The organism is Cohaesibacter haloalkalitolerans (genome assembly GCF_003574655.1).
GTDB lineage: Bacteria > Pseudomonadota > Alphaproteobacteria > Rhizobiales > Cohaesibacteraceae > Cohaesibacter > Cohaesibacter haloalkalitolerans.
The window spans coordinates 431,134-456,578 of the sequence record NZ_QNUM01000004.1 but is presented as its reverse complement, the minus strand read 5'-3'; the positions used below and the strand labels follow the sequence as shown (position 1 = coordinate 456,578).

The 25,445-nt window shown below is 57.5% G+C and carries 18 protein-coding genes and 1 tRNA gene; 11 read left to right on the top strand and 8 right to left on the bottom strand.

The window, feature by feature from the left end:
* The first annotated feature begins 170 nt into the window (after positions 1 to 170).
* From DSL70_RS12645 to msrP, 3 genes are all read left to right on the top strand, one after another.
* Positions 171 to 491, top strand: coding sequence for a DUF190 domain-containing protein (locus tag DSL70_RS12645; RefSeq protein WP_119308393.1), 321 nt, complete (start codon positions 171 to 173; stop codon positions 489 to 491).
* A gap of 254 nt (positions 492 to 745) precedes the next feature.
* Positions 746 to 1,459, top strand: a complete 714-nt coding sequence (locus DSL70_RS12640) for a DUF554 domain-containing protein (RefSeq protein WP_119308270.1) — start codon at positions 746 to 748, stop codon at positions 1,457 to 1,459.
* 153 nt (positions 1,460 to 1,612) lie between these two features.
* On the top strand, positions 1,613 to 2,641 hold the full coding sequence (gene msrP, locus DSL70_RS12635) for a protein-methionine-sulfoxide reductase catalytic subunit MsrP (protein WP_119308269.1): 1,029 nt from the start codon (positions 1,613 to 1,615) through the stop codon (positions 2,639 to 2,641).
* Between the two features lie 506 nt (positions 2,642 to 3,147).
* Here msrP and DSL70_RS12630 read toward each other — a convergent pair.
* The 3 genes from DSL70_RS12630 to DSL70_RS12620 all read right to left on the bottom strand — a co-directional run bounded on the left by DSL70_RS12630 (position 3,148) and on the right by DSL70_RS12620 (position 6,215).
* A complete protein-coding gene (locus tag DSL70_RS12630) occupies positions 3,148 to 4,038 on the bottom strand; it encodes a LysR family transcriptional regulator (protein WP_119308268.1) in 891 nt (296 codons plus the stop codon).
* 212 nt (positions 4,039 to 4,250) lie between these two features.
* On the bottom strand, positions 4,251 to 5,195 hold the full coding sequence (gene trxB, locus DSL70_RS12625; RefSeq protein ID WP_119308267.1) for a thioredoxin-disulfide reductase: 945 nt from the start codon (positions 5,193 to 5,195) through the stop codon (positions 4,251 to 4,253).
* Positions 5,196 to 5,255: 60 nt separating this feature from the next.
* Positions 5,256 to 6,215: a mitochondrial fission ELM1 family protein gene (locus tag DSL70_RS12620; protein WP_162916658.1), complete on the bottom strand. Its 960-nt coding sequence runs from the start codon at positions 6,213 to 6,215 to the stop codon at positions 5,256 to 5,258.
* 201 nt (positions 6,216 to 6,416) lie between these two features.
* On the opposite strand from DSL70_RS12620, the gene DSL70_RS12615 reads away from it, so the two are divergent.
* A complete protein-coding gene (locus DSL70_RS12615) occupies positions 6,417 to 6,893 on the top strand; it encodes an Lrp/AsnC family transcriptional regulator (protein WP_119308392.1) in 477 nt (158 codons plus the stop codon).
* A 178-nt stretch (positions 6,894 to 7,071) separates the two neighbouring features.
* Here the strand turns inward: DSL70_RS12615 and greA are convergent, their stop codons facing one another.
* The 3 genes from greA to DSL70_RS12600 form a co-directional block, all read right to left on the bottom strand.
* Positions 7,072 to 7,545: a transcription elongation factor GreA gene (gene greA, locus DSL70_RS12610; RefSeq protein WP_119308265.1), complete on the bottom strand. Its 474-nt coding sequence runs from the start codon at positions 7,543 to 7,545 to the stop codon at positions 7,072 to 7,074.
* Positions 7,546 to 7,663: 118 nt separating this feature from the next.
* On the bottom strand, positions 7,664 to 10,975 hold the full coding sequence (gene carB, locus DSL70_RS12605; RefSeq protein ID WP_119308264.1) for a carbamoyl-phosphate synthase large subunit: 3,312 nt from the start codon (positions 10,973 to 10,975) through the stop codon (positions 7,664 to 7,666).
* A gap of 289 nt (positions 10,976 to 11,264) precedes the next feature.
* Positions 11,265 to 11,624, bottom strand: a complete 360-nt coding sequence (locus DSL70_RS12600; RefSeq protein WP_245418203.1) for a helix-turn-helix domain-containing protein — start codon at positions 11,622 to 11,624, stop codon at positions 11,265 to 11,267.
* Positions 11,625 to 12,231: 607 nt separating this feature from the next.
* Here DSL70_RS12600 and ypfJ point away from each other — a divergent pair.
* Entirely contained in the window at positions 12,232 to 13,140 is a 909-nt protein-coding gene (ypfJ, locus tag DSL70_RS12595; protein WP_119308262.1) for a KPN_02809 family neutral zinc metallopeptidase, read from the top strand.
* Positions 13,141 to 13,233: 93 nt separating this feature from the next.
* Here the strand turns inward: ypfJ and carA are convergent, their stop codons facing one another.
* Positions 13,234 to 14,457 (bottom strand): glutamine-hydrolyzing carbamoyl-phosphate synthase small subunit, encoded by a 1,224-nt coding sequence (gene carA, locus DSL70_RS12590; RefSeq protein ID WP_119308261.1) that lies wholly within the window; start codon positions 14,455 to 14,457, stop codon positions 13,234 to 13,236.
* A gap of 726 nt (positions 14,458 to 15,183) precedes the next feature.
* On the opposite strand from carA, the gene DSL70_RS12585 reads away from it, so the two are divergent.
* The 3 genes from DSL70_RS12585 (at position 15,184) to rpoD (ending at position 20,439) form a co-directional block, all read left to right on the top strand.
* Positions 15,184 to 15,633 (top strand): GatB/YqeY domain-containing protein, encoded by a 450-nt coding sequence (locus tag DSL70_RS12585; protein WP_119308260.1) that lies wholly within the window; start codon positions 15,184 to 15,186, stop codon positions 15,631 to 15,633.
* A gap of 232 nt (positions 15,634 to 15,865) precedes the next feature.
* Positions 15,866 to 17,878, top strand: coding sequence for a DNA primase (gene dnaG / locus DSL70_RS12580; protein WP_162916656.1), 2,013 nt, complete (start codon positions 15,866 to 15,868; stop codon positions 17,876 to 17,878).
* Positions 17,879 to 18,360: 482 nt separating this feature from the next.
* Positions 18,361 to 20,439 (top strand): RNA polymerase sigma factor RpoD, encoded by a 2,079-nt coding sequence (gene rpoD / locus DSL70_RS12575; RefSeq protein WP_119308258.1) that lies wholly within the window; start codon positions 18,361 to 18,363, stop codon positions 20,437 to 20,439.
* Positions 20,440 to 20,621: 182 nt separating this feature from the next.
* Here the strand turns inward: rpoD and DSL70_RS12570 are convergent, their stop codons facing one another.
* Positions 20,622 to 21,356 carry an SIMPL domain-containing protein gene (locus DSL70_RS12570; protein ID WP_119308257.1) on the bottom strand — a complete coding sequence of 245 codons (735 nt, stop codon included), beginning with the start codon at positions 21,354 to 21,356 and terminating at the stop codon, positions 20,622 to 20,624.
* A gap of 256 nt (positions 21,357 to 21,612) precedes the next feature.
* Between DSL70_RS12570 and DSL70_RS12565 the strand changes: the two genes are divergently transcribed.
* The 3 genes from DSL70_RS12565 (at position 21,613) to DSL70_RS12555 (ending at position 25,410) form a co-directional block, all read left to right on the top strand.
* A tRNA-Ile gene (locus tag DSL70_RS12565) sits at positions 21,613 to 21,689 on the top strand.
* 336 nt (positions 21,690 to 22,025) lie between these two features.
* Complete coding sequence (locus DSL70_RS22600; RefSeq protein ID WP_245418202.1) at positions 22,026 to 22,988, top strand: helix-turn-helix transcriptional regulator; 963 nt, start codon at positions 22,026 to 22,028, stop codon at positions 22,986 to 22,988.
* 136 nt (positions 22,989 to 23,124) lie between these two features.
* Positions 23,125 to 25,410, top strand: coding sequence for a vWA domain-containing protein (locus DSL70_RS12555; RefSeq protein WP_119308256.1), 2,286 nt, complete (start codon positions 23,125 to 23,127; stop codon positions 25,408 to 25,410).
* Positions 25,411 to 25,445: the final 35 nt, after the last annotated feature.

Below are 25,445 nucleotides of genomic sequence, written 5' to 3'. Positions count from 1 at the left end.
TCTGTTGCCTTTTTCATCGGCAGGATCGATAGTGGGCCAGCTTCTCTCCCAGTTTCCTATTCCTGCCCGGAGATGCAAGGGGTATCTCCTTGTTGGGCCCGGTCGCTATGACCGCCGATAGGACTGGCAGCTTCTCATATGCATTTTCAGCATCGGATCTCAGGAATCTCATGACACACGGGTTTCTCATAACATTCTTTACCCAGCGCAGTCGCGAATTTGACGATCGGCCATTGGCTCGCTGGATCATCGATCAGGCCATGGCGCTCGGTATTCGTGGTGCGACCCTTTCCACGGCTCAGGAAGGGTTTGGCCATGATGGGCGCTACCATTCCAACGGCTATTTTGATATGCAGGATCCACCGCAGAAACTGGCCATGGCTGTGACGGCCGAGGAATACGGCCAGTTGATGGCGGTTCTGAAGGCCAACAATCTCAAGGTCTTTCATACCAAGGCCGAAATCGAATTCGGCTTTTCGGCGGAAGACTGATGGCGCTGGTCTGACGCCGAAGAGATGGCGTTGAAGGTTTGGTGGGCTGGCCATTGTGCCGCTTCAGCAGGATGCCGGAGTGAAGGCCTTGGCAAACCCTATTGGCGAACCTTTGGGTGACGCTCTGAACCAGTACCATGCACGAACCTTGGGGGAGGACAGCGGGTTCGGTCGTGGCAGGGCGTCAAACAACAAGAACAAACGGCGATGACACGCCATAGACAATGGCGACATAAGCCATAACAGGAATAACTATGATTGGTCCTCTCATCAACGGCGCTGCCATTGTGGTCGGCAGCGTGGCAGGAGCCTTTGTTGGCTCCAAAATCAGCGACAATGTGAAACAGAACATGCCGATGGTGTTCGGCATTGCCTCCATGGGGCTCGGTGTTGCCATGGCCAGCAAGGTCGTGGCGCTTGCGCCGGTGGTGCTGGCGCTGATTGTCGGCTCTCTGTTCGGCGAAATTGTCGAGCTTGAAAATGCCATTCACAAGATGTCTTCGAAAACCAAGACCATGCTCTCCAGACTGACCCCTTCGGACGGAGCCATGGCTCCAGACGAGTTCATTGGCCGCTTCGTCGCGCTATTGGTTCTGTTCAGCATGAGCGCCACGGGGATCTATGGCGCGATGGTGGAAGGCATGACCGGCGATACCACGCTGTTGATTGTCAAGGCCATTCTGGACCTGTTCACGGCGATGATCTTCGCCGCCACGATGGGCTATATCATTGCAGTTCTGGCTATTCCGCAGCTGGTCATTCAGGGTCTGTTCTTCTTTGCGGCGGTGCTGATCATCCCGTTGACCACGCCTGCCATGCTGGCTGACTTTTCCGCCTGTGGTGGCTGCATCATGCTGGCGGTTGGCATGCGTATTTGCGGTATCAAGCAGTTTCCCGTGGCCAACATGATCCCGGCTCTCTGGATCGTGATGCCGATTTCTTGGGGCTGGTCGGTGCTGTTTGCCTGATAAGGCCTTGTGCCAGACGTCTGCCAGAACCCGCTCCAGCGCTCTCTTGTGCTCTCGTATGGACACATGATGTTGAATTGCATGTGTCGTCGTCTCTCGCTAGGCTTTCTGCCAAGGAACTGTGGCATCGAGCAACAAGTGTGAGGGAGAGGCATGTTTATCAAGCGACAGAAGTCCTGGGCCATAAGGGAAAGCCTTGTGACCGACGAGCAGCATTATCTCAATCGGCGCAAGTTCCTTGGCGGATCGTCCCTGCTGATCGGTGGGGCGGCGCTCGGGCTTGCTGGCTGCGACAACGGACTTGAGAGCAAGGGCGGCGGGCGTTCAGGCCGGGATCCCATCAGCCAGACCACCGGCACATCCGACTTCAAGGACCCGACGATGGACCTTTATCCGGCCAAGCTGAATGACAGCTATCAGGTCGAACGCGCCATCACGTCGGAAGACTATACCGGCCGCTACAACAATTTCTATGAATTCGGCTCGCACAAACAGATTGCAGGGGCGGCCCAGCGGATCGAGACACGCCCCTGGACCGTGACCATAGATGGTATGGTCGAGCAGGAGCAGGTGATCGACATCGACAAGCTCATCCGCTCCGTGGCGCTGGAAGAGCGTATCTATCGGCATCGCTGCGTCGAGGCATGGGCAATGACCGTGCCCTGGACCGGTTTTGCCATGGCCGAGCTTGTTCGCCTTGCCAAGCCGCTGTCTGGTGCCAAATACATCCGGATGGAGACATTCAAGAATGCGGACTGGGCGAGCGGCCAGAAGCAGAGCTGGTATCCGTGGCCCTATGTGGAAGGGGTAACGCTCGAGGAGGCGACCAACGAACTGGCCTTTCTGGTGACCGGGGTCTATGGCAAGCCCGCAGCCAAGCAGTTTGGCGCGCCGCTGCGGCTGGCATTGCCGTGGAAATATGGCTTCAAGTCGATCAAGTCCATTGTCCGCTTTACCTTCACCGATGAACGGCCAGTCAGCTTCTGGGAACAGCTTGCTGCCGAGGAATATGGCTTCTGGGCGAATGTCAATCCGGAGGTGCCGCATCCGCGCTGGAGTCAGTCAACGGAGCAGTTGTTGGGCACAAAAGAGACTGTTCAAACGCGCATCTTCAATGGCTACGGGGAACAGGTTGCGCACCTCTACAAGGATCTGGGCGCAAAAGAGATACTCTACCGCTAGAGATTGGTCTTCAGATACGGAACACGCATGAGGGGGCTTGATTGGCCCCCTTTTCATATCCTGTCACGGGAAGCCTGTAGGTATTTCCTCAAATCTCATGAATCAAAATGCAGGTGCTGCACTTTCCAATTCTGCATGACACAAAATGCCGAATTAATGAGCTTGCACAACAATTGTGCAGATCTGGTCGTGTTGGTGGAGATTTGAAGAGGGAAGAAAAAAAGCCGGACCTAAGTCCGGCTTATAAAGTTTTTTCCGCACAAAAGTGCGGAGCAATCACCTTCCAGAGGGGAACAGCTGGCTACAAACATCGTCGCAGGGAGGAGGTTAGCAACGATTATTGCCTTCAGCTGAGGCATATATGCCTATTAATTAGTCTGCTTTCAATGCGTTCAGGTGCAAATCTGCTATGCAGATGCCGCATGGCTTTACGGGTAAATACTAAAACACCCATGAGCAAATACTCATGGGTGCAAGATATCTTCTAAAATGACTCCGGATGGAGGTTAATAATGCCAGCTGGCTGCCTTTGACAGCAGAAAATCGCGGACGGCATTAATGCGCATGGAGTTTCTCAACTCGGCTGCGTACACAAAATATGTCTCAAAGCTCGGCATTTCCACACTTGGAAGCAGCTGGATCAGCTCATCACGGGGGTGAACGACGTAATCAGGAAGAATCGCTATGCCTGCACCGCGCATGACGGCATGGCGAATGCCCAGCAGGTTGTTCACCTTCAGTGCCATCTGGCGTTTCTTGCCCGGAGGCATCTGGGCGGTTTCCAGCCAGTTGACGTCCTTGAGATAGTTGGGGTGGTTGTCACCAAAGCAGATCAGCCGATGCTGTTCCAGTTCATCCATCGAGCGGGGCTGGCTGAATTTCTTCAGGTAGCTCGCCGAGGCATACAGATGGAAGTGCACGGTGAAAAGCTTGCGCTGGATGAGGTCTGGCTGGGTCGGCTGGTGCAGGCGAATGGCCACGTCGGCCTGACGCATGCCCAGATCGAGGTCCTCGTTCTCCAGCAGCAGCGTCAAGGCGATGCCGGGGTAGAGTTCCATGAACTCGGCCAGATGCGACGTCAGCCATGCGGAGCCGAGGCCAACCGTCGTCGTGACACGCAACTCGCCGGTCGGCTTTTCCTTGGAGTCCGTAAGGTGCGTGCGAACCGTTTCGAGCTTCATCAGCACGTCGTGAGCGGTGCGATATAGCAACTCGCCCTGTTCGGTGAGGATGAGGCCACGCGCGTGACGGTGGAACAGCGTCACGCCAAGGTCTGACTCCAGTGCACTGACCTGTCGGGAAATTGCGGATTGGCTCATATGCAATTTGTCGCCGGCATGTGTGAAGCTGCCAGCGTCAGCGGCCGCATGAAAAATGCGTAGTTTGTCCCAATCCATAGTTTCCTCCGGCTGAACTGCGGCAGGCGCAATTCGAGCTATTGTCTGTTCCTTTTAAAGCCCGGATCGGCTGTGATTGGCCCGCCCCATCGATATGCGTTTGGGCTACGCCAGATATGCGGATTAAAGCGTAGCCCTTAGTCTAAGACGTTTCAAATGCAAAACAAGCTAGTCGGAGGTCTTAGGTCGTAATTTCTGGGCAAAACCCGTTATTATTCAGCGTCTTCTTGTTCTGCAAGGAAGCGTTCGGCTTCCAGAGCGGCCATGCAGCCCATCCCGGCTGCCGTTACGGCCTGCCGATACTTGTCGTCGGTGACGTCTCCGGCGGCAAAAACGCCCGGAATCGATGTTGCTGTCGAATCAGGAGCCGTCCAGAGATAACCGTTTTCCTTCATTTTCAGACTGTCACGGAACAGTTCGACAGCCGGGGCATGGCCGATGGCCACGAAGATGCCGTCGGTCATCCGCTCGGATACTTCGCCGGTCTTGACGTTGCGCAGCCTGACGCCGGTCACGCTCGGTGGGAAGCCCTCCTTGCCGGTGAAGTCTTCGACGACGGTGTCCCAGATGACGTCGATCTTGGGGTTCTTCTCGAGACGGTTCTGCAGGATCTTCTCGGCGCGGAATTCATTGCGGCGGTGAATGACGGTCACCTTGCTGGCATGGTGGGTCAGATAAAGAGCTTCTTCGACGGCCGTGTTGCCGCCGCCGATTACCAGCACTTCCTTGCCGCGATAGAAAAAGCCATCACAGGTGGCGCAGGCGGAAATGCCGAAGCCCTTGAATTTGTTTTCGCTTTCAAGCCCCAGCCAGCGTGCCTGGGCGCCGGTGGCGATAATCACGCTGTCGGCGGTGTATTCGGTGCCGGAGTCGCCCCTGGCCTTGAAGGGGCGGGAGGAGAAATCGACCTCGGTGATGATGTCGGAGATCAGATTGGTGCCGACATTTCTGGCCTGCGCCTTCATCTGTTCCATCAGCCATGGGCCCTGAATTTCCTCGGCAAATCCGGGATAGTTTTCCAGCTCGGTGGTAATGGTCAGCTGACCACCTTCCTGCATGCCGGCGACGAGCGTTGGCTCAAGCATGGCGCGGGCAGCGTAAATGGCGGCTGTGTAGCCGGCCGGTCCAGAACCAATGATCAAGACTTTGCTATGCATCGGAGTATCTTTCTTTGGGGAGAGCAAGCAAACCGGGGTGTTCGGCTTTCTCGCGCTCAATCAGGTAGGGTTTAGCAGCGCCCGGATTTCGTCTGCTATCAGTTCAGTTGAATCTATGGCGGGCCGGGTGCCCGTTTCAAGGGGGGCGGGCAGAAGTTGGACGAATGGGTGTTGAAGCAGTTGATGGATTGTGCGTTTCAGCTTCTTTGGATAGGCGTCCGGCTCAAAGATGTAAACCGGCGCCTGTGTCGCAAGGACATCTGACAGCATGGAATGAGAATCGGCGGTGGTGATGATGGCATCGGCAAGGCCGAGCATCGAGAAGTAGGGATTGTCCCCCGTCTCGTCCCAGATCCAGTGAGGCCGGTTCTGCAGGGCCTTGCGAACGGCTGTCGTCAGATGGGTCGGTGTCCGGCGCGATGGCGTAACCATGACAGACATATCCGGCGGCAGATCGTGGGCCAGATAATGGGCAAGGCGACGGGAAGCCTTCTCGCCGAATTTCTCTTTGGCCGTGTCGCCGCCAAGGATAAGCGCTATCCGCGGGGTTGGCAGATGCAGCAGGGTCTGCGGTGCCTTGATGCGGGCCTCTCTGAGGCGTGCGCTGGTCAGCCGCGTCGGGCCAGTGAGGGTCACGATTGTCTTGGCGTCGCGGCGCTTGTCATGGAAAGGTACCCAGACAAGGTCGGCATTGAGGCTGGCAGAGCGCGGGTCCTTGAGGAACACCGTGAGGGTCGTCGGACTCACCTGCTTGAGCTTGCGCAGATAGGCCACGGTTCTGCGGCCCGAGGCGATGGCCACGTCGGGAAAAGGGCCGTGCAGCGGCGAGGCGGGGTTTGATGGTCTGTCACCGGGCGGGATGGGGCCGTGCGGCATCATCCAGACCCAGGGCGCCTTGGGGGCAACGCGCCGGATCTCGATCGAGCCGCCCAGTCGCTCGGCGACGCTCAGGCACTGATTCTCGTCGCCCGCTTTTCCATCGCTAAAAATCCAGAGTCTCATGCCAGAAGCGACTACCACTCTTTGCTCTCCTGAGTCTGTGCGCTTTTCAAATAATTCACCGAAACGTTAATCTATGTCCGAAATGGGCACAGAAATGTGTCTAAACTTTCCAGATAGATCCATTTTGCGCTATCATAGAGTGTCGTCGCACGCTATACCATGTTACAAATATTGCGCTCCAATTCCCGTGAGCTTCTCGAAAATAAGAGACCTTTTGCCTTGAAAGCAAGACTAGATCCCATCGACTGGAAGATCCTGAAAGAGCTTCAGGATGACGGTCGTATCACAAACGTAGAACTGGCGCGTCGCGTTGGTATTTCTGCGCCTCCTTGCCTGCGTCGCGTGCGCGCTCTGGAAGAGGCCGGGATTATCAAGGGCTATCGCGCCATCGTTGATGAAAAGCAAATCGGTTTTGATGTGACCGCGATCGCCATGGTTGGGCTGCACAGTCAGGCCGAGGCCGATCTGGTTGCCTTTGAAGAGCGGGTTCGTGGCTGGTCCCAGGTTCGGGAATGCTACATGCTGTCTGGGGATATCGATTTTGTCCTGCGCTGCGTTGCTCCGGATCTTCAGGCGTTCCAGTCTTTCGTCATCAATGAACTGACGTCGGCGCCCAACGTGGACAGCGTCCGGACTTCGCTCACCATCCGTCTGAGCAAGAATGCTCCGAATGTACCGATCAATCTGGGTGACTGATTTTACGTCCTGAACTGTCAGGATCTCAAAGTGCCCATCCGGGTTTCAAAGCGCATTGTGTGAGCTTCACCAATGCGCTTTTTTGTTGCGCCCGTCCTTGTGGCGACTCCGTTTGCGCGCTTTTGTGAAGCGCGCGCCCCGAAGCGACAGGCCAGTGGCCTGTCGGGACTTGTCTTGATCAGATATATTTGATGGCAAGAATTTCGTAGGACTTGGCACCACCCGGAGCCATGACCTCGACGGAGTCTTCCACCTGCTTGCCGATAAGCGCGCGGGCAATCGGGGACGACAGGGAGATCTTGCCCTTTTTCAGGTCGGCCTCGACGTCACCCACGATCTGGTAGGTCTTTTCCTCGTCGGTGTCTTCATCCACCAGCGTAACCGTTGCTCCAAACTTGATGGTGTCGCCACTCATCTTGGATACATCGATGACTTCTGCGCGCGAGAGCTTGTCTTCCAGTTCAGAAATGCGGCCTTCATTGAGGCTCTGCTGTTCCTTGGCTGCGTGATACTCGGCATTCTCGGAGAGGTCGCCATGGGCGCGGGCCTCGGAGATTGCGGCAATGATCCGCGGGCGTTCTTCGCCGCTACGCTGTCTCAATTCTTCAGTCAGAGCCTGATATCCAGCAGGCGTCATAGGGATTTTTTCCATAGCCTTGGGAAAGCCTCCTGCTTCAAACGGGGCACCTGTCCCCACAAAAAAGTTAAGCGTCTCGAAGGCTTCGTGCCTTCGAGACGCGCATGAATAACTGACGTGAGATCTGTCTCACTTACGAGGAGAAATAGTCCTGCAAAGGTCGGACTTCAATATCTCCCTTTTTATAAGCCTCGATCCCTTGCGCAGCCGCTAGGGCACCTGCAACAGTCGTATAATAGGGTACCTTATGCAAAAGTGCTGCGCGGCGCAAATCCCGGCTGTCGGAAATTGCCTTGGCGCCCTTTGTGGTGTTGAACACAAGGTGCACTTCGCCATTCTTTAGAGCATCAACGATATGAGGCCGACCCTCAAGCATTTTATTTATTTTTTCGCACTCAATTCCGTTTTCGGCCAGATAGCGCTGGGTGCCACCGGTCGCGATGATGCGGAAGCCGACATTCTTGAGGCGGCGAACCGCTGGCAGAATGACAGGTTTGTCATCATCCTTGACGGAAATGAAGGCGGTGCCTTCGCTCGGGACCTTGGTGCCACCGCCAAGCTGTGACTTGGCAAAGGCAATCGGGAACTCCTTGTCGAGGCCCATGACTTCGCCGGTGGAGCGCATTTCCGGTCCGAGGATCGTGTCGACACCCGGGAAGCGGGCGAACGGGAAGACGGCCTCCTTGACGGCGATGTGGCCGAGGTTTTCGTGCTCGATGTCGAAGTCGGTCAGCGGCTCGCCGGTCATCACACGGGATGCGATGCTGGCGATCGGCTTGCCGATGGTCTTGGCGACAAACGGAACGGTACGGGATGCGCGCGGGTTCACCTCGATGACATAGATGTCACCTTCCTTGACGGCGAACTGGACGTTCATCAGGCCGACCACATTGAGGGCCAGAGCCATTTCCTTGGTCTGGCGGGCAAGCTCTTCCTGGATTTCCCGGGACAGCGAATAAGGTGGCAGAGAACAGGCGGAGTCACCGGAGTGAATGCCCGCCTCCTCGATATGCTCCATGATACCGGCGATTTCGACGTTGGTGCCGTCACACAAGCAGTCGACGTCCACTTCGATGGCGCCGGACAGATAACTGTCAAACAGCAGCGCGTTTTGGGCCAGAACCGCGTTGATCTGGCCGGTCTTGTCGTTCGGATATTTCAGGCGCACATCCGGCGGCACCAGCTCGGCCAGCGTCATCTGGATGTATTTCTCGAAAGCTTCAGGCGTGCGGACAATTTCCATGGCGCGGCCACCCAGCACGTAGGACGGGCGGACGACAACCGGGAAGCCGATCTGGTCGGCAACGATGCGGGCCTGTTCGATGGAATAGGCAATGCCGTTGCGCGGCTGCATCAGGTCGAGCTTGTGCAGCAGCTTCTGGAAACGGTCGCGGTCTTCGGCCAGGTCGATGGCATCCGGAGAGGTGCCAAGGATCGGAATGTCGGCATTCTGCAGGGCCTGAGCCAGTTTCAGCGGCGTCTGGCCGCCAAACTGCACGATCACGCCAACGAGTTCGCCGTTTTCCTGCTCCTTGCGCAGGATCTCGATCACGTCCTCGGCGGTCAGCGGCTCGAAATAGAGGCGGTCGGAAGTGTCGTAGTCAGTCGAGACGGTTTCCGGGTTGCAGTTGATCATGATGGTCTCATACCCGGCTTCGCTCATGGCAAAGCAGGCATGACAGCAGCAATAGTCGAACTCGATGCCCTGACCGATCCGGTTCGGGCCACCGCCCAGAATGGCGACTTTCTTGCGATCCGACGGGTTGGCTTCGCAGGCTACGGTGCCATTGAACGGCAGCTCGTAGGTGGAATACATGTAGGCGGTTGGCGAGGCGAACTCGGCCGCGCAGGTGTCGATGCGCTTGTAGGCAGGGCGCACGGAGAGGGCGTTGCGGTGCTGGGCGACCTTCTTGGCGGTGGTGCCTGACAGCTCGGCAAGGCGAGCGTCGGAGAAGCCCATGCTCTTCAGTTTCCGCAGGTTGTGCGCATCCTGCGGCAAGCCATGCGCGCGGACGCGCTCTTCCATGTCGATGATGCCTTGCAACTGTTCAAGGAACCAGCGGTCGTATTTGCAGGTTTCGAAGATCTGGTCATGGCTGACGCCAAGGCGGATGGCCTGGGCGATCTTGAGCAGACGGTCCGGAGTTGCCTTGGCAAGGGCGGCACGGATGGCGTTCTTGTCGTCGCCCTGTCCAAGCCCTTCTATTTCAACCTCGTTGAGCCCGGTGAGGCCGGTTTCGAGGCCACGCAGGGCTTTCTGCAGCGATTCCTGGAAGGTACGGCCAATGGCCATGACCTCGCCAACCGACTTCATGGCGGTGGTCAGATAGGGCTCTGCGCCCGGGAATTTCTCGAAGGCAAAGCGCGGCACCTTGGTGACCACATAGTCGATGGACGGTTCGAAGGATGCCGGTGTTGCGCCGCCGGTGATGTCGTTGGCCAGCTCATCGAGCGTGTAGCCGACGGCCAGCTTGGCAGCGACCTTGGCGATCGGGAAGCCGGTGGCCTTGGAGGCAAGGGCCGAGGAGCGGGAAACGCGCGGGTTCATTTCGATGACGATCAGGCGGCCGTTGGCCGGGTTGATCGAGAACTGCACGTTGGAACCGCCGGTTTCGACGCCGATCTCGCGCAGAACCGCCAGCGAGGCGTCGCGCATGATCTGATATTCCTTGTCGGTCAGCGTCAAAGCTGGCGCGATGGTGATCGAGTCGCCGGTATGCACGCCCATCGGATCAAGGTTTTCGATCGAGCAGATGATGATGCAGTTGTCGTTCTTGTCGCGAACGACCTCCATCTCGAATTCCTTCCAGCCGATGATGCTCTCTTCAACCAGCACTTCGGTGGTGGGAGAGGCGTCGAGGCCGGTTTCGATGATATCGAGATATTCTTCCCTGTTGTAGGCGACGCCGCCACCGGTGCCGCCCATGGTGAAGGACGGACGAATGATGGCCGGCAGTCCGACCACTTCCAGCGCTGCAAGGGCTTCGGGAATGTCATGGGCCAAGCGGGACACTGGCGTATCGAGGCCGATTTTCGTCATGGCTTCCTTGAAGAGTTCGCGGTCTTCAGCCTTGTCGATGGCCTCGGCGGTAGCGCCGATCATTTCCACATTATACTTGTCGAGGACCCCCATCTTGCGCAGCGACAGCGCGCAGTTCAGAGCCGTCTGTCCGCCCATGGTGGGCAGAAGGGCATCCGGGCGTTCCTTCTCGATGATCTTGGCAACGATTTCCGGTGTGATCGGCTCGATGTAGGTCGCATCAGCCATGTCCGGATCGGTCATGATCGTGGCCGGGTTCGAGTTGACCAGAATAATGCGGTAGCCTTCTTCTCGGAGGGCCTTGCAGGCCTGCGTTCCGGAATAGTCAAATTCGCAAGCCTGACCGATGATGATAGGTCCGGCACCGATAATGAGGATGGATTTTATGTCTGTCCGCTTTGGCATCGTTCTTCGCGCTCACGTCGAGGCACCGCTCACCCTTTTCTTAAGAGGAGCCTGGCCGTTGCTGGTCGGGGTGTGCAGATGAGATTTGGATCGCTATAGCGAAATATTGCTCACATTGCCATAGGCAAGGGACGTTTTTTTGTCTCTAACCTGCACTTTTTTGGATGATTGTTTGGCTTGAGGTAAAGGAAAGCCAATTTATTGTCGAGATTGGGGCTTTTTGATGGGTGTTTGGGGAAAATACGTATCGCTTTCAGGCCTGTCAGGGCTCTTTCTTCAGAGCCCGGACTCAGACAGATTCTTCCTCGGCAGAGTTAGGCTCCTCGGCCTCGGGCAGCAGCTCTTCGGGGAGCTCCGGCTTCTCCTCTTCCTTGTATTTGGACGGATCGTATTTGCTGAAGACCTTGCCGTCAAAATCGGAAATGCCAATCGTCAACGCATAGCAGGCCAGACGCACGGATTTCGGGATCGAAACTGCCTTGCCGTCCCGATTGCCCTTTTCGTAATACTGGATCATGCGCTTCTTCAGGCCCAGCAAGTCGGCTGCGTCTTTCTGTTTGAGGCCCATGCTGCGTCGCCAGGCGCGAAACTGGTCGGCCGACATATGGTCACGGGGCTCACGGCCTTGTTTTTCTTCAGATTTTGGCACGGCTTCTATCTATTTGCGCAAAATGTGCGCTTCCCTGTTGACAATTGTGCACATAGTGCGCATATTTTATCGTGTAAGCGCACTGAGTGCAGTTTGGTTGGGTCTATTTAAAGCCTACCTTGAAGGATAGGTCAATGGTGGATCATGCATAAGGGTGCGATGAAAACCGGGATTCTTTAACGATCCCATTAATGGTCCCATGAACGGAGTATCCCAATGTTGGTTGATCTTATGGTAAGTCGCGAAACACTGGGCGTTCGTCGCCGGTGTGACGTTCACAAATTCGCTCAGTTTCGCTGCTTTCTTGCACGCCTGTTCAAATAGACGCTCGTCTATGTGAACTTTGGTGAATGCGGGGGCTTGGTGTGAACAGCCTCTATGCCTCCAATTAAGAATTATGTCTCCCAATGAAGAGGCTCGTCGCAGGACGGGCCTCTTCTTTTTTGCCGGTTATCTTGTGTCGTTGCATGCGCCAAGTTGTGACAGGGGGTTTCACAGGCGGCATCACGACAGTTTGTCGTTGCAAAGTCTTTCACCTCCGGTTCATTGTGGGTCTGGTAAGGCCATGACCAGAGCCTGATCCTGTCGGTTGAGAGTGGAGAGACCCATGCAGTGGCGCGGACGAAGAGAGAGCGATAATGTCGAGGATCGACGGGGACAATCCGGAGGCGGGTTTTCGCGGTCCGGGGTGCGGCTGCCGATCGGTCGCGGCGGCGGGCGACCAAGCCTGATCGTTCTGGTGGTGATTGGTGGCGTGCTCTGGATGATGGGTGTCAGCCCGTCGACCATTCTGTCCCTGCTGCTCGGGGGCGGCGATAACTACACCCGGCAGACCCAGACCTCGCAACAGGCATCGCCCCAGCGCAGTGCTGCCGAAGAGGAAATGGCCTCCTTCGTCAAGGTCGTGCTGGCCGAGACGGAAGATGTCTGGGGAACGATCTTCCAGAAGGCCGGGCAGACCTATCCGCAGCCGAAGCTGGTGCTGTTTTCCAACCAGATCCGCTCGGCCTGCGGGGCGGCATCTGCCGCAACGGGCCCCTTCTACTGTCCAGGCGACCAGAAGGTCTATATCGATCTGAGCTTCTATCAGGAGCTGAAGACCCGCTTCGAGGCGCCGGGGGATTTCGCGCAGGCCTATGTCATCGCCCATGAGGTTGGCCATCACATTCAGAATGTCACCGGCATTCTGCCCAAATTCAACGAAATGCGTCGTTCGATGAGTGAAGTCGAGGCCAACAAGATGTCGATCCGGGTGGAGCTTCAGGCCGATTGCTATGCCGGGGTCTGGGGGCACTATACCAACCAGAAGGGGCTGCTCGACAATGGCGACCTCGATGAGGCCCTCAATGCCGCGACGCAGATCGGGGATGATGCCTTGCAGAAACGGACGCAGGGCTATGTTGTGCCCGACAGCTTCAACCACGGCACCTCGGCTCAGCGTAAACGGTGGTTCGCCAAGGGCTATGAAAGTGGCAGTGTCGGGGCTTGCGATACCTTTTCGGTCGCCAATCCCTGATTTCTGGTTGTTGAAATGAGAAAACCCGCGAGACAGGTGTCGTCGCGGGTTTTTTGTCTTTGACCGGATTGGCGGCCGTATGGCCTGGCGGGCCTATTCGGCGACCAGGTCCATGCCCTTTTCAGCGCGCATCAGGTTGGTGAAGCGGGTGAAAAGATAGTGGCTGTCCTTCGGCCCCGGAGAGGCTTCCGGGTGGAACTGGACCGAGAAGATCGGCTTGCCCTTGACTGCGAGGCCGCAGTTGGAGCCGTCGAACAGGGAAACGTGGGTTTCCTCGATGCCTTCCGGCAGGCTGTCACCATCCACTGCGAAGCCGTGGTTCATGGATGTGATTTCCACCTTGCCGGTGGTCTTGTCCTGAACCGGGTGGTTGGCGCCATGATGACCCTGATGCATCTTGGTGGTCTTGCCGCCGAGGGCCAGAGCCAACATCTGGTGACCAAGGCAGATGCCGAACAGCGGGATGCCTGCAGCAATGACGGCCTTGATGGCATCGACGGAATAGACGCCGGTTGCAGCCGGATCGCCCGGACCGTTGGACAGGAAAACCCCGTCCGGCTTCAGCGCCAGAATGTCTTCGCCCGTTGCCGTTGCAGGCAGCACCGTCAGCTTGCAACCCTGTTCGGCGAGCAGACGCAAAATGTTGCGCTTGATGCCGAAGTCGATGGCGACAACGTGGAAATCAGGTTCGGTGAGCTTGCCATAGCCTTCGTTCCAGACCCACGGGGTCTGATCCCACTCGAAGGATGCTTCGGTGGTGACGTCCTTGGCAAGGTCGGCGCCGACAAGGCCATTCCAGCCTGCGGCTTCCTTTTTCAGGGCCTCGACATCAAACTTGCCGTCCGGCGCATGGGCGATCACGGCGTTGGCAAGGCCCTTCTCGCGGATCAGGGCCGTCAGCGCGCGGGTATCAACCCCGGCAATGCCGACAATGCCGCGGGATTTCAGCCAGGCATCGAAATGGCGGGTGGCGCGGTAGTTCGACGGCTCGGTGATGTCGGTCTTGATGACTGCGCCGCGCACGCCGGAATTGGTATCGAGGTCGATGGTTTCGACATCTTCCTCGTTGGTGCCAACGTTGCCGATGTGCGGGAAGGTGAAGGTCACGATCTGGCCTGCATAGGACGGATCGGTGAGGATTTCTTCGTAGCCGGTGATCGCGGTGTTGAAGCAGACTTCTGCGACGGCCGAACCGGGCGCGCCGATGCCCTGACCTTCAATGACAGTTCCATCTGCCAGAACAAGGAGAGCGGTCGGTTTGAAGTCTTCCCAAGGGGCCGGTGTCGTTGCAGCCGGTGAAGAAGCGGGGTTAGCCATGCCGTGGGTGTCCTGAAAATGCGGTTTGTCTGTTCTCCGTGCCCGATCCTGACAGCTGAGGCCATGGAGGCGCTCAGTCTCGACTGGCAAGGATGGTTACGGGGAATGCGTGTTCTCAGAGGTGATGATCTATGACAAAAGTGCGCGAGCGTCAATGAGGGAGGGTGAAATAATTCGAAAATAAATTTTTCATATGCGATATTTTTCAGCATTTAATGCTGTTTTGTGTGTTCCTTGTTGGCCACGGAGCTTTGACGCTCGTCATGTATCCGCATAAACCCTTGCCGCGTGGCTTTGGTGGCCCGAATCTGGCTGGCTCATCCGGGGTGAGTGAGGGCTGTCAGGAGGGCTTGGATAGCATTTTTTAAACATCTGTTAAGCTTTATCCAGAGTGTTGCTGCCGCCGTTCGGAAATCCGGCGATGTGCTTGGATTTCCATTGCTTTCTCGGTCGTTTCTGGAAGGTGTCAAGGGCGTGGCGGAAGGGGTGTGGCTCAGACGTAAGTGCAATGCCGACTTGCCTAATATTGAAAGTCCCTGTATCAAACATTAAGTCTTTTCGGTGGCGAAGCCAGTTTCAATTGGCTGAAACCTGCCGATTTCGTGGCAGAATTCTGCCACAATACAGGAATTATGCTCTTGGCTCCTCATTGGGAAATCGCTTTCTTGCCGAGAGCGAGATGTGATTCCTGATGATGAAGGCCAACAGAGATGAGAGGCCAACACTATGCGTGAGCAGATTACTGAAAGCCTGACAGGGGCAATCAAGGCTCAGGACAAACGCCGTATGGCGACCCTGCGTCTGGTAACAGCCGCTATCAAGGACCGAGACGTTGAGGCTCGCGGACAAGGCAGAGAACGGGTGTCGGAAGAAGAGGTGCTGCAGATTCTCGCCAAGATGATCAAACAGCGCGAAGAATCCATCCGCATCTATGACGAAGCCGGTCGCCACGAGCTTGCCCAGCAGGAGCGGGAAGAAGCCGATATCATTCGCGAGTTCCTGCCCCAGCAGATGGACGAGGAAGAAGTGACGGAAACCTGCGCCAAGGCGGTCGAGGAACTCGAAGCCGACGGCCTGCGGGACATGGGCAAGGTGATGAACCACCTCAAGGCCACCTATCCCGGCCAGATGGATTTTGGCAAGGCAAGCTGCATCGTCAAGAGCATGCTGCTCTAGCGCCTGCCGGACGAGGGCGAAGAGGGCCTCCGGCCCGATCTGCCCTCCATCATGCCCAGCCAGCATGAGCCAGCCAGCATGAGACTATGATCAATGGTACAATGGCCTCTCTGTGAGAGGTCATTTGCTTTTGTGACATCTCGCTATATCATCTGCCATCCGGGTCTTGATTTCAGACCGGGTTGGAGGCAAACAAGGCGACGCCCACAAGATCGAGTTTGAGTTTCTGTCGATGAAATTTCCGCAAAGCCTGCTTGAAGAAATCAGAGAACGCATTCCGGTGTCCGATGTTGTCGGACGCAAGGTCAAGCTGCGTCGTCAGGGGCGGGAATATGCCGGGCTGTCACCTTTCAACAAGGAAAAGACCCCCAGTTTCTTCGTCAATGACCAGAAGCAGTTCTATCACTGCTTCTCTTCGGGCAAGCATGGCGACATTTTCAAGTTCTTGATGGAAACCGAGGGGCTGAGCTTTCCCGAGGCTGTGGAGCTGCTGGCCAATCAGGCAGGCGTGCCCATGCCGGATCCCGACCCCCAGGTGCAGCGTCAGGAGAAGGCACGAGCCAGCCTCTACGATGTCATGGATATGGCAGCCAAATATTTCCAGTTGCAGTTCCGCTCCGATCTGGGGCGGGAAGCGCGGATCTATGCCGAGGGGCGACGACTGAGCGAGGAAACGATCCGGACTTTCCGGATCGGCTATTCGCCCAACAGCCGTGATCATCTCAAGAGCTATCTGTTGGAGCATGGGGTCAGTGAACAGGACATGCTGGAAACGGGCCTGATCATCAAGCCCGATGATGGCCGCCCGACCTATGACCGGTTTCGCAATCGCCTGATGATCCCGATCGAGGATGAACGGGGGCGGGTGGTGGCTTTCGGTGGCCGTATTCTCGACAAGGAGGGCAAGCCGAAATATCTCAACTCGCCGGAAACGCGTCTGTTCTTCAAGGGCAACATGGTGTTCAACGCCCACCGAGCGCGGCAGGCGGCCTATGAGGCCGGGGCTGCGATCGTGGTGGAAGGCTACATGGACGCCATTGCGCTCTATCAGGCCGGTGTTCGCCATGTGGTTGCCTCGCTGGGCACGGCCTTCACGGAGCAGCAGATTGCCCGCATGTGGCGCTTTTCCAACGAGCCCTTCATCTGCTTTGACGGCGACCGGGCCGGACGCCAGGCCGCGCATCGTTCCATCGAGCGCATTCTGCCCAACCTGAAAGCCGGCTATTCCTTCCAGTTCGTGTTTCTGCCCAATGGCAAGGACCCGGATGATCTGGTGCGCGAAGGGGGCTCCGATGCCTTCCGGGCCGTGCTGGGCGAGGCGCACAGCCTGTTTGACGTGATCTGGGAGCGGGAGCTGGAAGCACAACCGGCCGACACACCCGAACGCAAGGCGGCGCTTGAAAAGCGGATCGAGGATCTGGTGCGGCTCATCAAGGATGAGCGTGTGCAGCGCCAGTATCAGATGAGCTTCAAGTCCGCGCTGTCGAATTTCTTCTGGCAGCAGGAGAGGGAGCGGCGCGACCAGAATCGCAACCGCTTCTTCACCGGTGGCGGTGCCAAGGCTGGCAAGGGGGCGGGTCCATCGAGTGCGCTGCAGGCGTCGGGCAATATTTCCCGCGCACCGGAAGAGGGGCAGTCGACGGAATATGAGTATTGCCTCATCGGGCTGTCGATCCACATGCCTTATCTGTTTGAGCAGTTCGCCGAGCAGATTCTCTCCGTGCCGTTTCAGAAGGAAAGTCTTGAGGCCTTCAAATATGTGCTCTCGCACATTATTTTCGATCAGCGGGCGCGCACCTATCAGGACATCTATTCCCAGTGTCCCGCGAATCTGAAGGACCTGCTGGATGATCTGCATGGGGTCGAGGTGCGCGACGAGACGGGCAAGATCCTGCATCCGTGGGGCTGGCGGCTTGCCGGGCGGCGGCGTGTGCACCAGCTGGTCTATCAGCCGAGCCGTCTGTTCCTTGAACGGCTGTTCCAGTCCTATCTCAATGTTCTGGAAGTGCGGGAAACCGAGAAGGATCTGGCGCGGGAGATGGCCAACCTGTCGCACGGGGTGGATGAGGGGGCGTTTGCCCGGATCCAGTCCCTGACCAACGAGGTACACCGGCGCCGGGAAGAGAACCTGCGCGAGGAGCAGGAACTGAGTGAACTTTACGACCAGATGAAAAGCGCAGGCAACCGGGTGGCGCTGGCCGATGTGCTGGAGCAACTGGCGCAACCGAATCCGGAAAATTCCTGATCTTGCGGTCATTCATCGCTGATTCGATCGGCGAATCGGACGGTTGCGGTGGTGATGGCTGCCTTTTTTTGTCAAAAACCGTAAAAATGATTCGGAAAATCCGAGAAATCGGAATTTTTCTTGCGCTGGGGGGTTGCCGAATCGAATCGCTGCGCTAAATATCTAGGTCCGGCAGCCCCATGCGCCAAATGTCAAGTTGGCGACGAAATGATTTTTGCTGCGGATAATCGAACGAGATCTGAAGCCGGGGACTTTGCCGTCTAACCGGCCTGTTTTTGTGGATATATGTGCAGGGGACTGTGGTGACTGCACCGGACAGGCTTGGGTTAAGAGGCGTTTAACGAACCCATCTATATGAATGTACTAGAATCCTGAACAGCATGCGGTTGCTGCGAGCACCGGCAGAATTGCATGACTAACCGTTCGTACGAGTGGATGCCAGAGCAGACGCCCACCTCACCGGGGTGTCTTTGGAGACAGGAATGGCAACAAAGGCAATGCAAAACGACGACAAGACCAACAGCGAAAGCACCAGCTCGGATGCGCCACTGTTGGACATGACGGACACTGCTGTCAAGCAGATGATCAAGACCGCAAAGAAACGCGGTTACGTCACATATGATGAATTGAACGAAGTTTTGCCGTCGGAAGAAGTTTCCTCTGAACAGATCGAAGACACGATGTCCATGCTTTCCGACATGGGGATCAATGTCATCGAGGCTGAAGAGGCTGATGATAACGATTCGGATACGGATTCGGAAAGCGAGTCGACGGATCTTGTGGAAGCCAAGTCCTCGACAGCGATTGCCAAGACCTCGACCAGCAAGGAGCCGACTGATCGGACCGATGACCCTGTGCGGATGTATCTGCGCGAAATGGGATCCGTCGAGCTGTTGTCTCGCGAAGGCGAAATTGCGATCGCCAAGCGCATCGAAGCCGGGCGCGAGGCCATGATCGCCGGGCTGTGCGAAAGCCCGCTGACCTTCCAGGCCATCATCATTTGGCGCGACGAACTGCTCGATGGCAACATCCTGCTGCGCGACATCATTGACCTTGAAGCGACCTATGCCGGACCGGGCAACGAAGACGACGACAGCGATGATGACAGTGAAGGCGACGAGGATGAGCACGACAGTGCAGCACCTGCCGCTCCGGTTGCCGAGGCGGCTGCAGCCAAACCGGCGCCTGCTGCTGTCAGCAAGCCTTCGTCCGATGATGAAGATGACGAGGAACGCGAAGGCGAGGGTGAAGGCGAAGGTGACGACGAGGACGATGAGGATGATCTGGAAAACAACCTCTCGCTCGCTGCGATGGAAGCTGAGCTGAAGCCGAAGGTTCTGGCCATTTTCGACCAGATCGCCGAAGACTACAAGAAGCTGCGTCGTCTGCAGGATCAGCTGGTTGAACAGCGCATGGCCAACAAGGCCCTGTCGCCGAGCCATGAGCGCCGCTACGACAAACTCAAGGAAGACATCATCGTTGAAGTGAAGAGCCTGTCGCTCAACCAGAACCGTATCGACGCACTGGTTTCGCAGCTCTATGAAATCAACAAGCAGCTGGTTGGCCGTGAAGGGCGTCTTCTGCGACTGGCCGAGGCTTATGGTGTCAACCGCACCGAGTTCCTGAACAACTATCAGGGCAAGGAGCTTGACACCAGCTGGATGGCACGCGTGGCCCAGTTGCCTTCGCGTGGCTGGAAGGAATTTGTCCATCACGAAGGCGACCGGATTCAGGATCTGCGGGAAGACATCCAGGTGCTGTCCACCGAGACCGGCCTTGAAATCAGCGAATTCCGCCGCATCGTTTCCTCCGTGCAGAAAGGCGAGCGTGAAGCCCGTCAGGCCAAGAAGGAAATGGTTGAGGCCAACCTGCGTCTCGTTATCTCGATTGCCAAGAAATACACCAACCGCGGTTTGCAGTTCCTCGATCTCATTCAGGAAGGCAACATTGGTCTGATGAAGGCGGTCGACAAGTTCGAATATCGGCGCGGCTACAAGTTCTCGACCTATGCCACATGGTGGATCAGACAGGCGATCACCCGCTCGATCGCGGATCAGGCCCGGACGATCCGAATCCCTGTGCACATGATCGAGACGATCAACAAGATCGTTCGTACCTCGCGCCAGATGCTGCACGAGATCGGCCGTGAGCCGACGCCGGAAGAGCTTTCCGACAAGTTGCAGATGCCGCTTGAAAAGGTGCGCAAGGTTCTGAAGATTGCCAAGGAGCCGATCTCTCTGGAAACGCCGATCGGCGACGAGGAAGACAGCCATCTGGGTGATTTCATCGAGGACAAGAATGCCATTCTGCCAATCGATGCTGCCATTCAGGCCAACCTTCGCGAGACCACAACGCGCGTTCTTGCTTCGCTCACTCCGCGTGAAGAACGCGTGCTGCGCATGCGCTTCGGTATCGGCATGAACACCGACCACACGCTTGAGGAAGTCGGTCAGCAGTTCTCGGTGACCCGTGAACGTATTCGTCAGATCGAAGCCAAGGCCCTGCGCAAGCTCAAGCATCCGAGCCGCTCGCGCAAGCTTCGCAGCTTTCTTGACAGCTAGAATCAAGTCGCTGTCAGATTGAATCACAAAGCCCGGACAAGTGATTGTTCGGGCTTTGTTTTTTGTCCTTCGCAAAGGTGGGTCGGGCTGCTGTCCAGCTTCACTCGGTTACAGTTCCTGTAGAGAGTCCGGTTGTTCAGAAAGTGAATCTGGTCGTTGAAGCGATCCTTCAACTCTATGGCCTACTTATCCTTCAGGAACCAGTTTGCGTTGACTGTGATGGAGACTTCCATCTCACCCTCTGCGACAGGGACATCGGAGGCGACGGCTTCCAGTTTGGCGGCGCGCATCATCATCGGCTGCGGCGGGATGAAGCCACCGGACTCCGACAGGCTCTGCAGCTTGTCGACGCTGCTGCCAAGCTCGGTTGCGTAGAGTTCTGCCTTGTGTCGGGCGTCGGCCAGAGCGGCCTTGCGGGCTTCATCCAAAAGCTCCTTTTTGTTGGAGATGTCGAAGCTCAAGCCGGAGATATCGTTCGATCCGGCATTGACCAGTGCCGTGAGGACCGAGCCGACCGAACCCAGATCGTGAATGCGGACGGTTGCCCGGTTGCTGACCACATAACCGACGACTTCCGGCGCACGGGCTTCACTGGCGCTGTTCGGATAGACCAGCTGCGGATGGATGTTGAAGTTTGTGGTCTGGATGTCTTTCTTCTCGATGCCTGCCTTTTCCAGCTCGGCCATCAGGGCTGCCATCTTGGCATTGTTGTCCGCGAGCGCGTCCTTGGCATTCTTGGCCATGGATTCAACGCCTGCCGACAGGATTGCCATGTCGGGGGCGGCGCGCAGGCTACCGGTTCCCGTTACCGCGATCGTGCTTTTCAGATCGCTCCCACCGGTCTTGTCGCCATCGGCCAGAGCCGGCAGTGCGGACAGGGAAAGAAGGGTGGTCAATATGATCAGGCTTTTCTTCATCGGTTTTTCTCCGCAGTGGCAGTGTCTGTCAAAAATTCTATCTGTCCAGCGTGTAGAATGGCACGAGCAGATCTTTTCGTTCGGGAATTCAGTTCCTCGATCAGGATCATTACAGAGCTTTGTGGCCGGAGTTGGATCGGGTCATTCGGCAGCCACAGGTAGTGGTGGTTACAAAGCTGAGGGCTATCCACCGATACCGCTACGAGGGCTTGCCTGAAAGCCCAATTCAGTATAGTTCAGATGCACCTGAAATTCAGGGCCTGTAGCTCAATTGGTTAGAGCCGACCGCTCATAACGGTCTGGTTGGGGGTTCGAGTCCCTCCGGGCCCACCAATAATTTCCACGACTTTGAGAATGGTTGCGGTCCTCCCCGGGGGGGGATGGGCCTTGTTCTATTCTGGCGATTTCAAGGCTGCTGGATTCTTCCCGCAAATGATCCGGCGCATATCGGGCATAAACGGGCTCTGTAACCATTGTGTTCGAGTGCCCTAGATATTGCGCGGTGAAACTGTGTGTTCCTCTGAAATGGAACTTCAGCTGCCGCCAAATACACAGCTGCTCCAGCCTTCATTGAAAAGTTGCAATTGAGGCGGATGTGTCCTTGGTGTATGAGGGAAAGTGCGGATATGTCTCGGTGGGAGGCAAGGCCGCAGTTACCGGGGATACGCCATGCCGACGATTTCCATTTGCTCGAAGGACTATGATGTTTCTTGCCGGGTCGAGGAATTCCGGGATGTTGTGTCAAACATCACGAAGGTCGATTTTCTGCCCGATGATCCGGTGTCCTTCCAGTCGGAGACATCCATCGGCATATTGCAGGACCTGATCATCGGCCACGGCCAGCATTCTGCGTCCACCGCTTTGCGGTCTGCGGCCCATGCCGCCGAGGGTGGCGACAATGTGATGTTCCATATTCCGCTGTCCGGTGGCTGTTCCATAGAGCAGAAGGGCGGCGAGCGGGTCGATCTGAAGCCCGGGACGATCTATGCGGATCCCTGCGATGTGGCGGGCACGCTGCGCTTTCATGGGGAATCCACCGAAGGTTTCTATGTCTCGGTGCCGCGCGTTCATCTCGCAGCCGCGGGCGCTGGCCTTGAAGCCATGCTGCGCAATGCCATGCCGCTGACCCCGCAATGGCGACTGTTTTTTACCTATGCCCACGGCTTACATCAGGAAATGGCCCATCTCTGGCCCGAAGACATTGTGCACTATACGACCCACGTGCAGGATCTGGCGCTGATTGCGCTTGGAGCAACGCGTGAGGCTGCCGAAATCGCGCAAGGGCGCGGTGTTCGGGCGGCACGCCTGAGGGAGGTGAAGGCCGACATCGAGCGGCATCTGGTCCATCCCTATCTTTCAGCGCAGTCGGTTGCCGCGCGCAGCGGTCTGTCGCCGCGCTATTTGCGCGCCCTGTTCGAAGGGGAAGGCACCTCCTTTGGCGATTATGTCGCGACCAGACGGCTGGCCCATGCCCATCGGATGCTGAGCGATGCACGCTTCGCCAACCGCAATATCAGCCAGATTGCGATGGATTGCGGCTTTGGTGATCTCTCCTGGTTCAATGCGCGCTTCCGCCGGGCTTATGGCATGTCACCCAAGGATGTGCGTGCGCGGTCTCGATCGACCGACTAGACGTCCAAACTACCTCTCCCCCCGCATTTGAGTGCCGCAGTCCCCAAGACGCGGCAAAGGCTCGCCTCTATCCTGCGCCTTCTGTGAGAATCCATCGAAGGCAGGGTGTTTCCGACGCCCCAACAAGAGAGGCCCCATGTCAAACGCGATATCGAAGCTGGTCTGCCTGATGTTTGCCGCTTTGCTCTTTGCAGGGATGTCGGCAAAGGCGCAAGAGAGCGACCGGGCGACCATTGTCATCCTCGATGCATCCGGGTCCATGTGGGGCCAGCTCCCTGAAGGACGCACCAAGATCGAGGTTGCCCGTGACGTGCTGGCGGGCTTCCTCGGCTCACGTGACCTTTCTGTTCCGCTCGGTGTTGTGGTCTTTGGGCATCATCGCAAGGGGGATTGTTCCGATATCGAGGTGGTGGCTCCGGTTGGTGGGCAAAGCGCCGCCGAATTGTCCGCCCGCCTCAACCGTATCAGCCCGAAAGGCAAGACGCCGCTTGGCCAGTCTCTGCGGATTGCTGCGGCAGAAATTCCCCGTACGGCGGAAGCGGCAGACATCGTGCTGGTCACGGACGGTCTTGAAACCTGTGACGTTGATCCCTGCGCGGTTGCGGAGGCGCTTGCGTCCGAGGGAGTGAAGATCCGGGCCCACGTGGTCGGCTTTGGGCTCAGCGAGGTAGAAGCGGAAGCGCTTGCCTGCGTTCCCGAAAAGACCGGTGGGCTGTTGATGCGGCCCCAGACGGGGGCCGAGCTGGCCGAGGCACTGGCGCTGACAACAGCAGATGCACCAGCCGAAAGAGCCACTGGCGTTCGTCTCATCTTCTCCTATCCCGGTACCATGCCGGATGTCTATGAATGGGCACTGCGCAACGACGAGACGGGCAAGGAACTCGTGCTTGGCAAGGTGTCCGGCGACGCGCGCTACAAACCCTTTGCGGTTGAACTGGCACCGGGGCCTTACACGGCCATCGTCACAGCCTCCGGAGGTCGGGGGGAGACGAAATTTGCCGCAGGTGCTGATGCTAAGGATGTGGTCGTCACCATGCAGGGCATTCTGCCTGTCACCGTGATGCAGGACCGGGGGCCCTATGCGGCGCGCGGGGAAACCGTGGCGATTGACCTCAGCATCACCCAGGCCGGTCAGGAGCAAGGCGGGGCAGCCCTCGCGCTGCGGCTTTACTCTGAGGACGGTGGCGATGCCATCACCTATTCCACCATCGAGGGTCAGGCCGGTGCCAAGCAGGCCGGGATCAATCTTCCCGCCTCGCCGGGCCGATATCTGCTGCGGCTCGAAAGCTGGGGGGGTGATCTGGTCGAGGAGATGATGCTGCTCGCAGAAACTGACCCGGAGGTGATCCTTTCTGCGCCGCCAACTGTCGCGCCGGGGGAAGTGATTGTCATCGAGAGCACCGGCAGTCAGCTCTGGAATGATGGCATTGAAATCTGGCAGGGTGACCGTCAGGTCGACTGGGGGCTGACGCTCGGCGATCTTGCCTATGGCAATCAGCTCCACGCTCCCACTGAGCCGGGCACCTATGATCTGGTCTACAGGAGTTATGACGCGGCGGGTGAGCGCATCGAGAAGGCCCGTCAGCAGATCGACGTTGGGACGGTGGTTGATGACGCTACCGGAGCTGGGCAGGCGGAGAATGGCTCTGCGCCAGGCGGTGATGATGGGCACGGGCCAGATGGTGGCGTGTCACCGATCACAGGGCAGGAAGCTGGCAAGGCGTGGGCGGACTATCCCCACCGCTGCCTGCCCGGCGACAGGACCGTCGAGAATTGCGACATGCGTGACGCAGCCACCAGTCTCTCCTTCCATCTGCCCGAGAACTGGGTCGCAGACGTGACACCGTCAACCCCCTATCCAAGTGCCGAATTTGCACAAAAGGCAGGAGCGGCCCATTCGATCTGGCTGAACCCGGTTGATTGGCCAATGGGAGAGCGTGGATGCCGCCTCACGCGGGTCGGGCAGCTTTGTGCCGACCCGGACCGGTCGGACAAGGAGCTGGAGCGGACAATGCGGACCCTGCAATTCACGCTGACAACCGGCAAGGTCCTCAGGAGATGTGGCGACGAGCCTTGCGAATTCGGTTTCAAGGGGTCGCCGGTCAATGGCCGTCTACCGGCGCGCTGGTCCTCTGAATTCGGCGAGACCGGCACTGACGGTCGGGTACGCAGTTGGTTCTGGGATCTTGATCCGGCGGGCAATTTCAAACTCGTCGGCCTCAATCAGGAGGGGGGCGATGACTGCCTCGAAGTCGAGCCCGGATCGCAGCTCTGCGCATTCACCCCCTATATCTCCTCTCAGGAATTCGACCTCATCCGCAACACTCTCAGGCTTGGTGCAGAGCCGCAAAAGGCAGGCAATGGCAGTACCGCCAAGCAGCTTCTCGATCTGCTTGCCCCTTCGCGACGCCCAGCACCGTGATGGACAGCACCGTAATGGACAGCACCGTAACGGAC

Bases quoted from the DNA above. Each gene is read 5' to 3' on its own strand.
- DSL70_RS12645 (WP_119308393.1), top strand. From the start codon at position 171: ATGACACACGGGTTTCTCATAACATTCTTTACCCAGCGCAGTCGCGAA.
- DSL70_RS12640 (WP_119308270.1), top strand. From the start codon at position 746: ATGATTGGTCCTCTCATCAACGGCGCTGCCATTGTGGTCGGCAGCGTG.
- msrP (WP_119308269.1), top strand. From the start codon at position 1,613: ATGTTTATCAAGCGACAGAAGTCCTGGGCCATAAGGGAAAGCCTTGTG.
- DSL70_RS12630 (WP_119308268.1), bottom strand. From the start codon at position 4,038: ATGGATTGGGACAAACTACGCATTTTTCATGCGGCCGCTGACGCTGGC.
- trxB (WP_119308267.1), bottom strand. From the start codon at position 5,195: ATGCATAGCAAAGTCTTGATCATTGGTTCTGGACCGGCCGGCTACACA.
- greA (WP_119308265.1), bottom strand. From the start codon at position 7,545: ATGGAAAAAATCCCTATGACGCCTGCTGGATATCAGGCTCTGACTGAA.
- carB (WP_119308264.1), bottom strand. From the start codon at position 10,975: ATGCCAAAGCGGACAGACATAAAATCCATCCTCATTATCGGTGCCGGA.
- ypfJ (WP_119308262.1), top strand. From the start codon at position 12,232: ATGCAGTGGCGCGGACGAAGAGAGAGCGATAATGTCGAGGATCGACGG.
- carA (WP_119308261.1), bottom strand. From the start codon at position 14,457: ATGGCTAACCCCGCTTCTTCACCGGCTGCAACGACACCGGCCCCTTGG.
- DSL70_RS12585 (WP_119308260.1), top strand. From the start codon at position 15,184: ATGCGTGAGCAGATTACTGAAAGCCTGACAGGGGCAATCAAGGCTCAG.
- dnaG (WP_162916656.1), top strand. From the start codon at position 15,866: ATGAAATTTCCGCAAAGCCTGCTTGAAGAAATCAGAGAACGCATTCCG.
- rpoD (WP_119308258.1), top strand. From the start codon at position 18,361: ATGGCAACAAAGGCAATGCAAAACGACGACAAGACCAACAGCGAAAGC.
- DSL70_RS12570 (WP_119308257.1), bottom strand. From the start codon at position 21,356: ATGAAGAAAAGCCTGATCATATTGACCACCCTTCTTTCCCTGTCCGCA.
- DSL70_RS22600 (WP_245418202.1), top strand. From the start codon at position 22,026: ATGCCGACGATTTCCATTTGCTCGAAGGACTATGATGTTTCTTGCCGG.
- DSL70_RS12555 (WP_119308256.1), top strand. From the start codon at position 23,125: ATGTCAAACGCGATATCGAAGCTGGTCTGCCTGATGTTTGCCGCTTTG.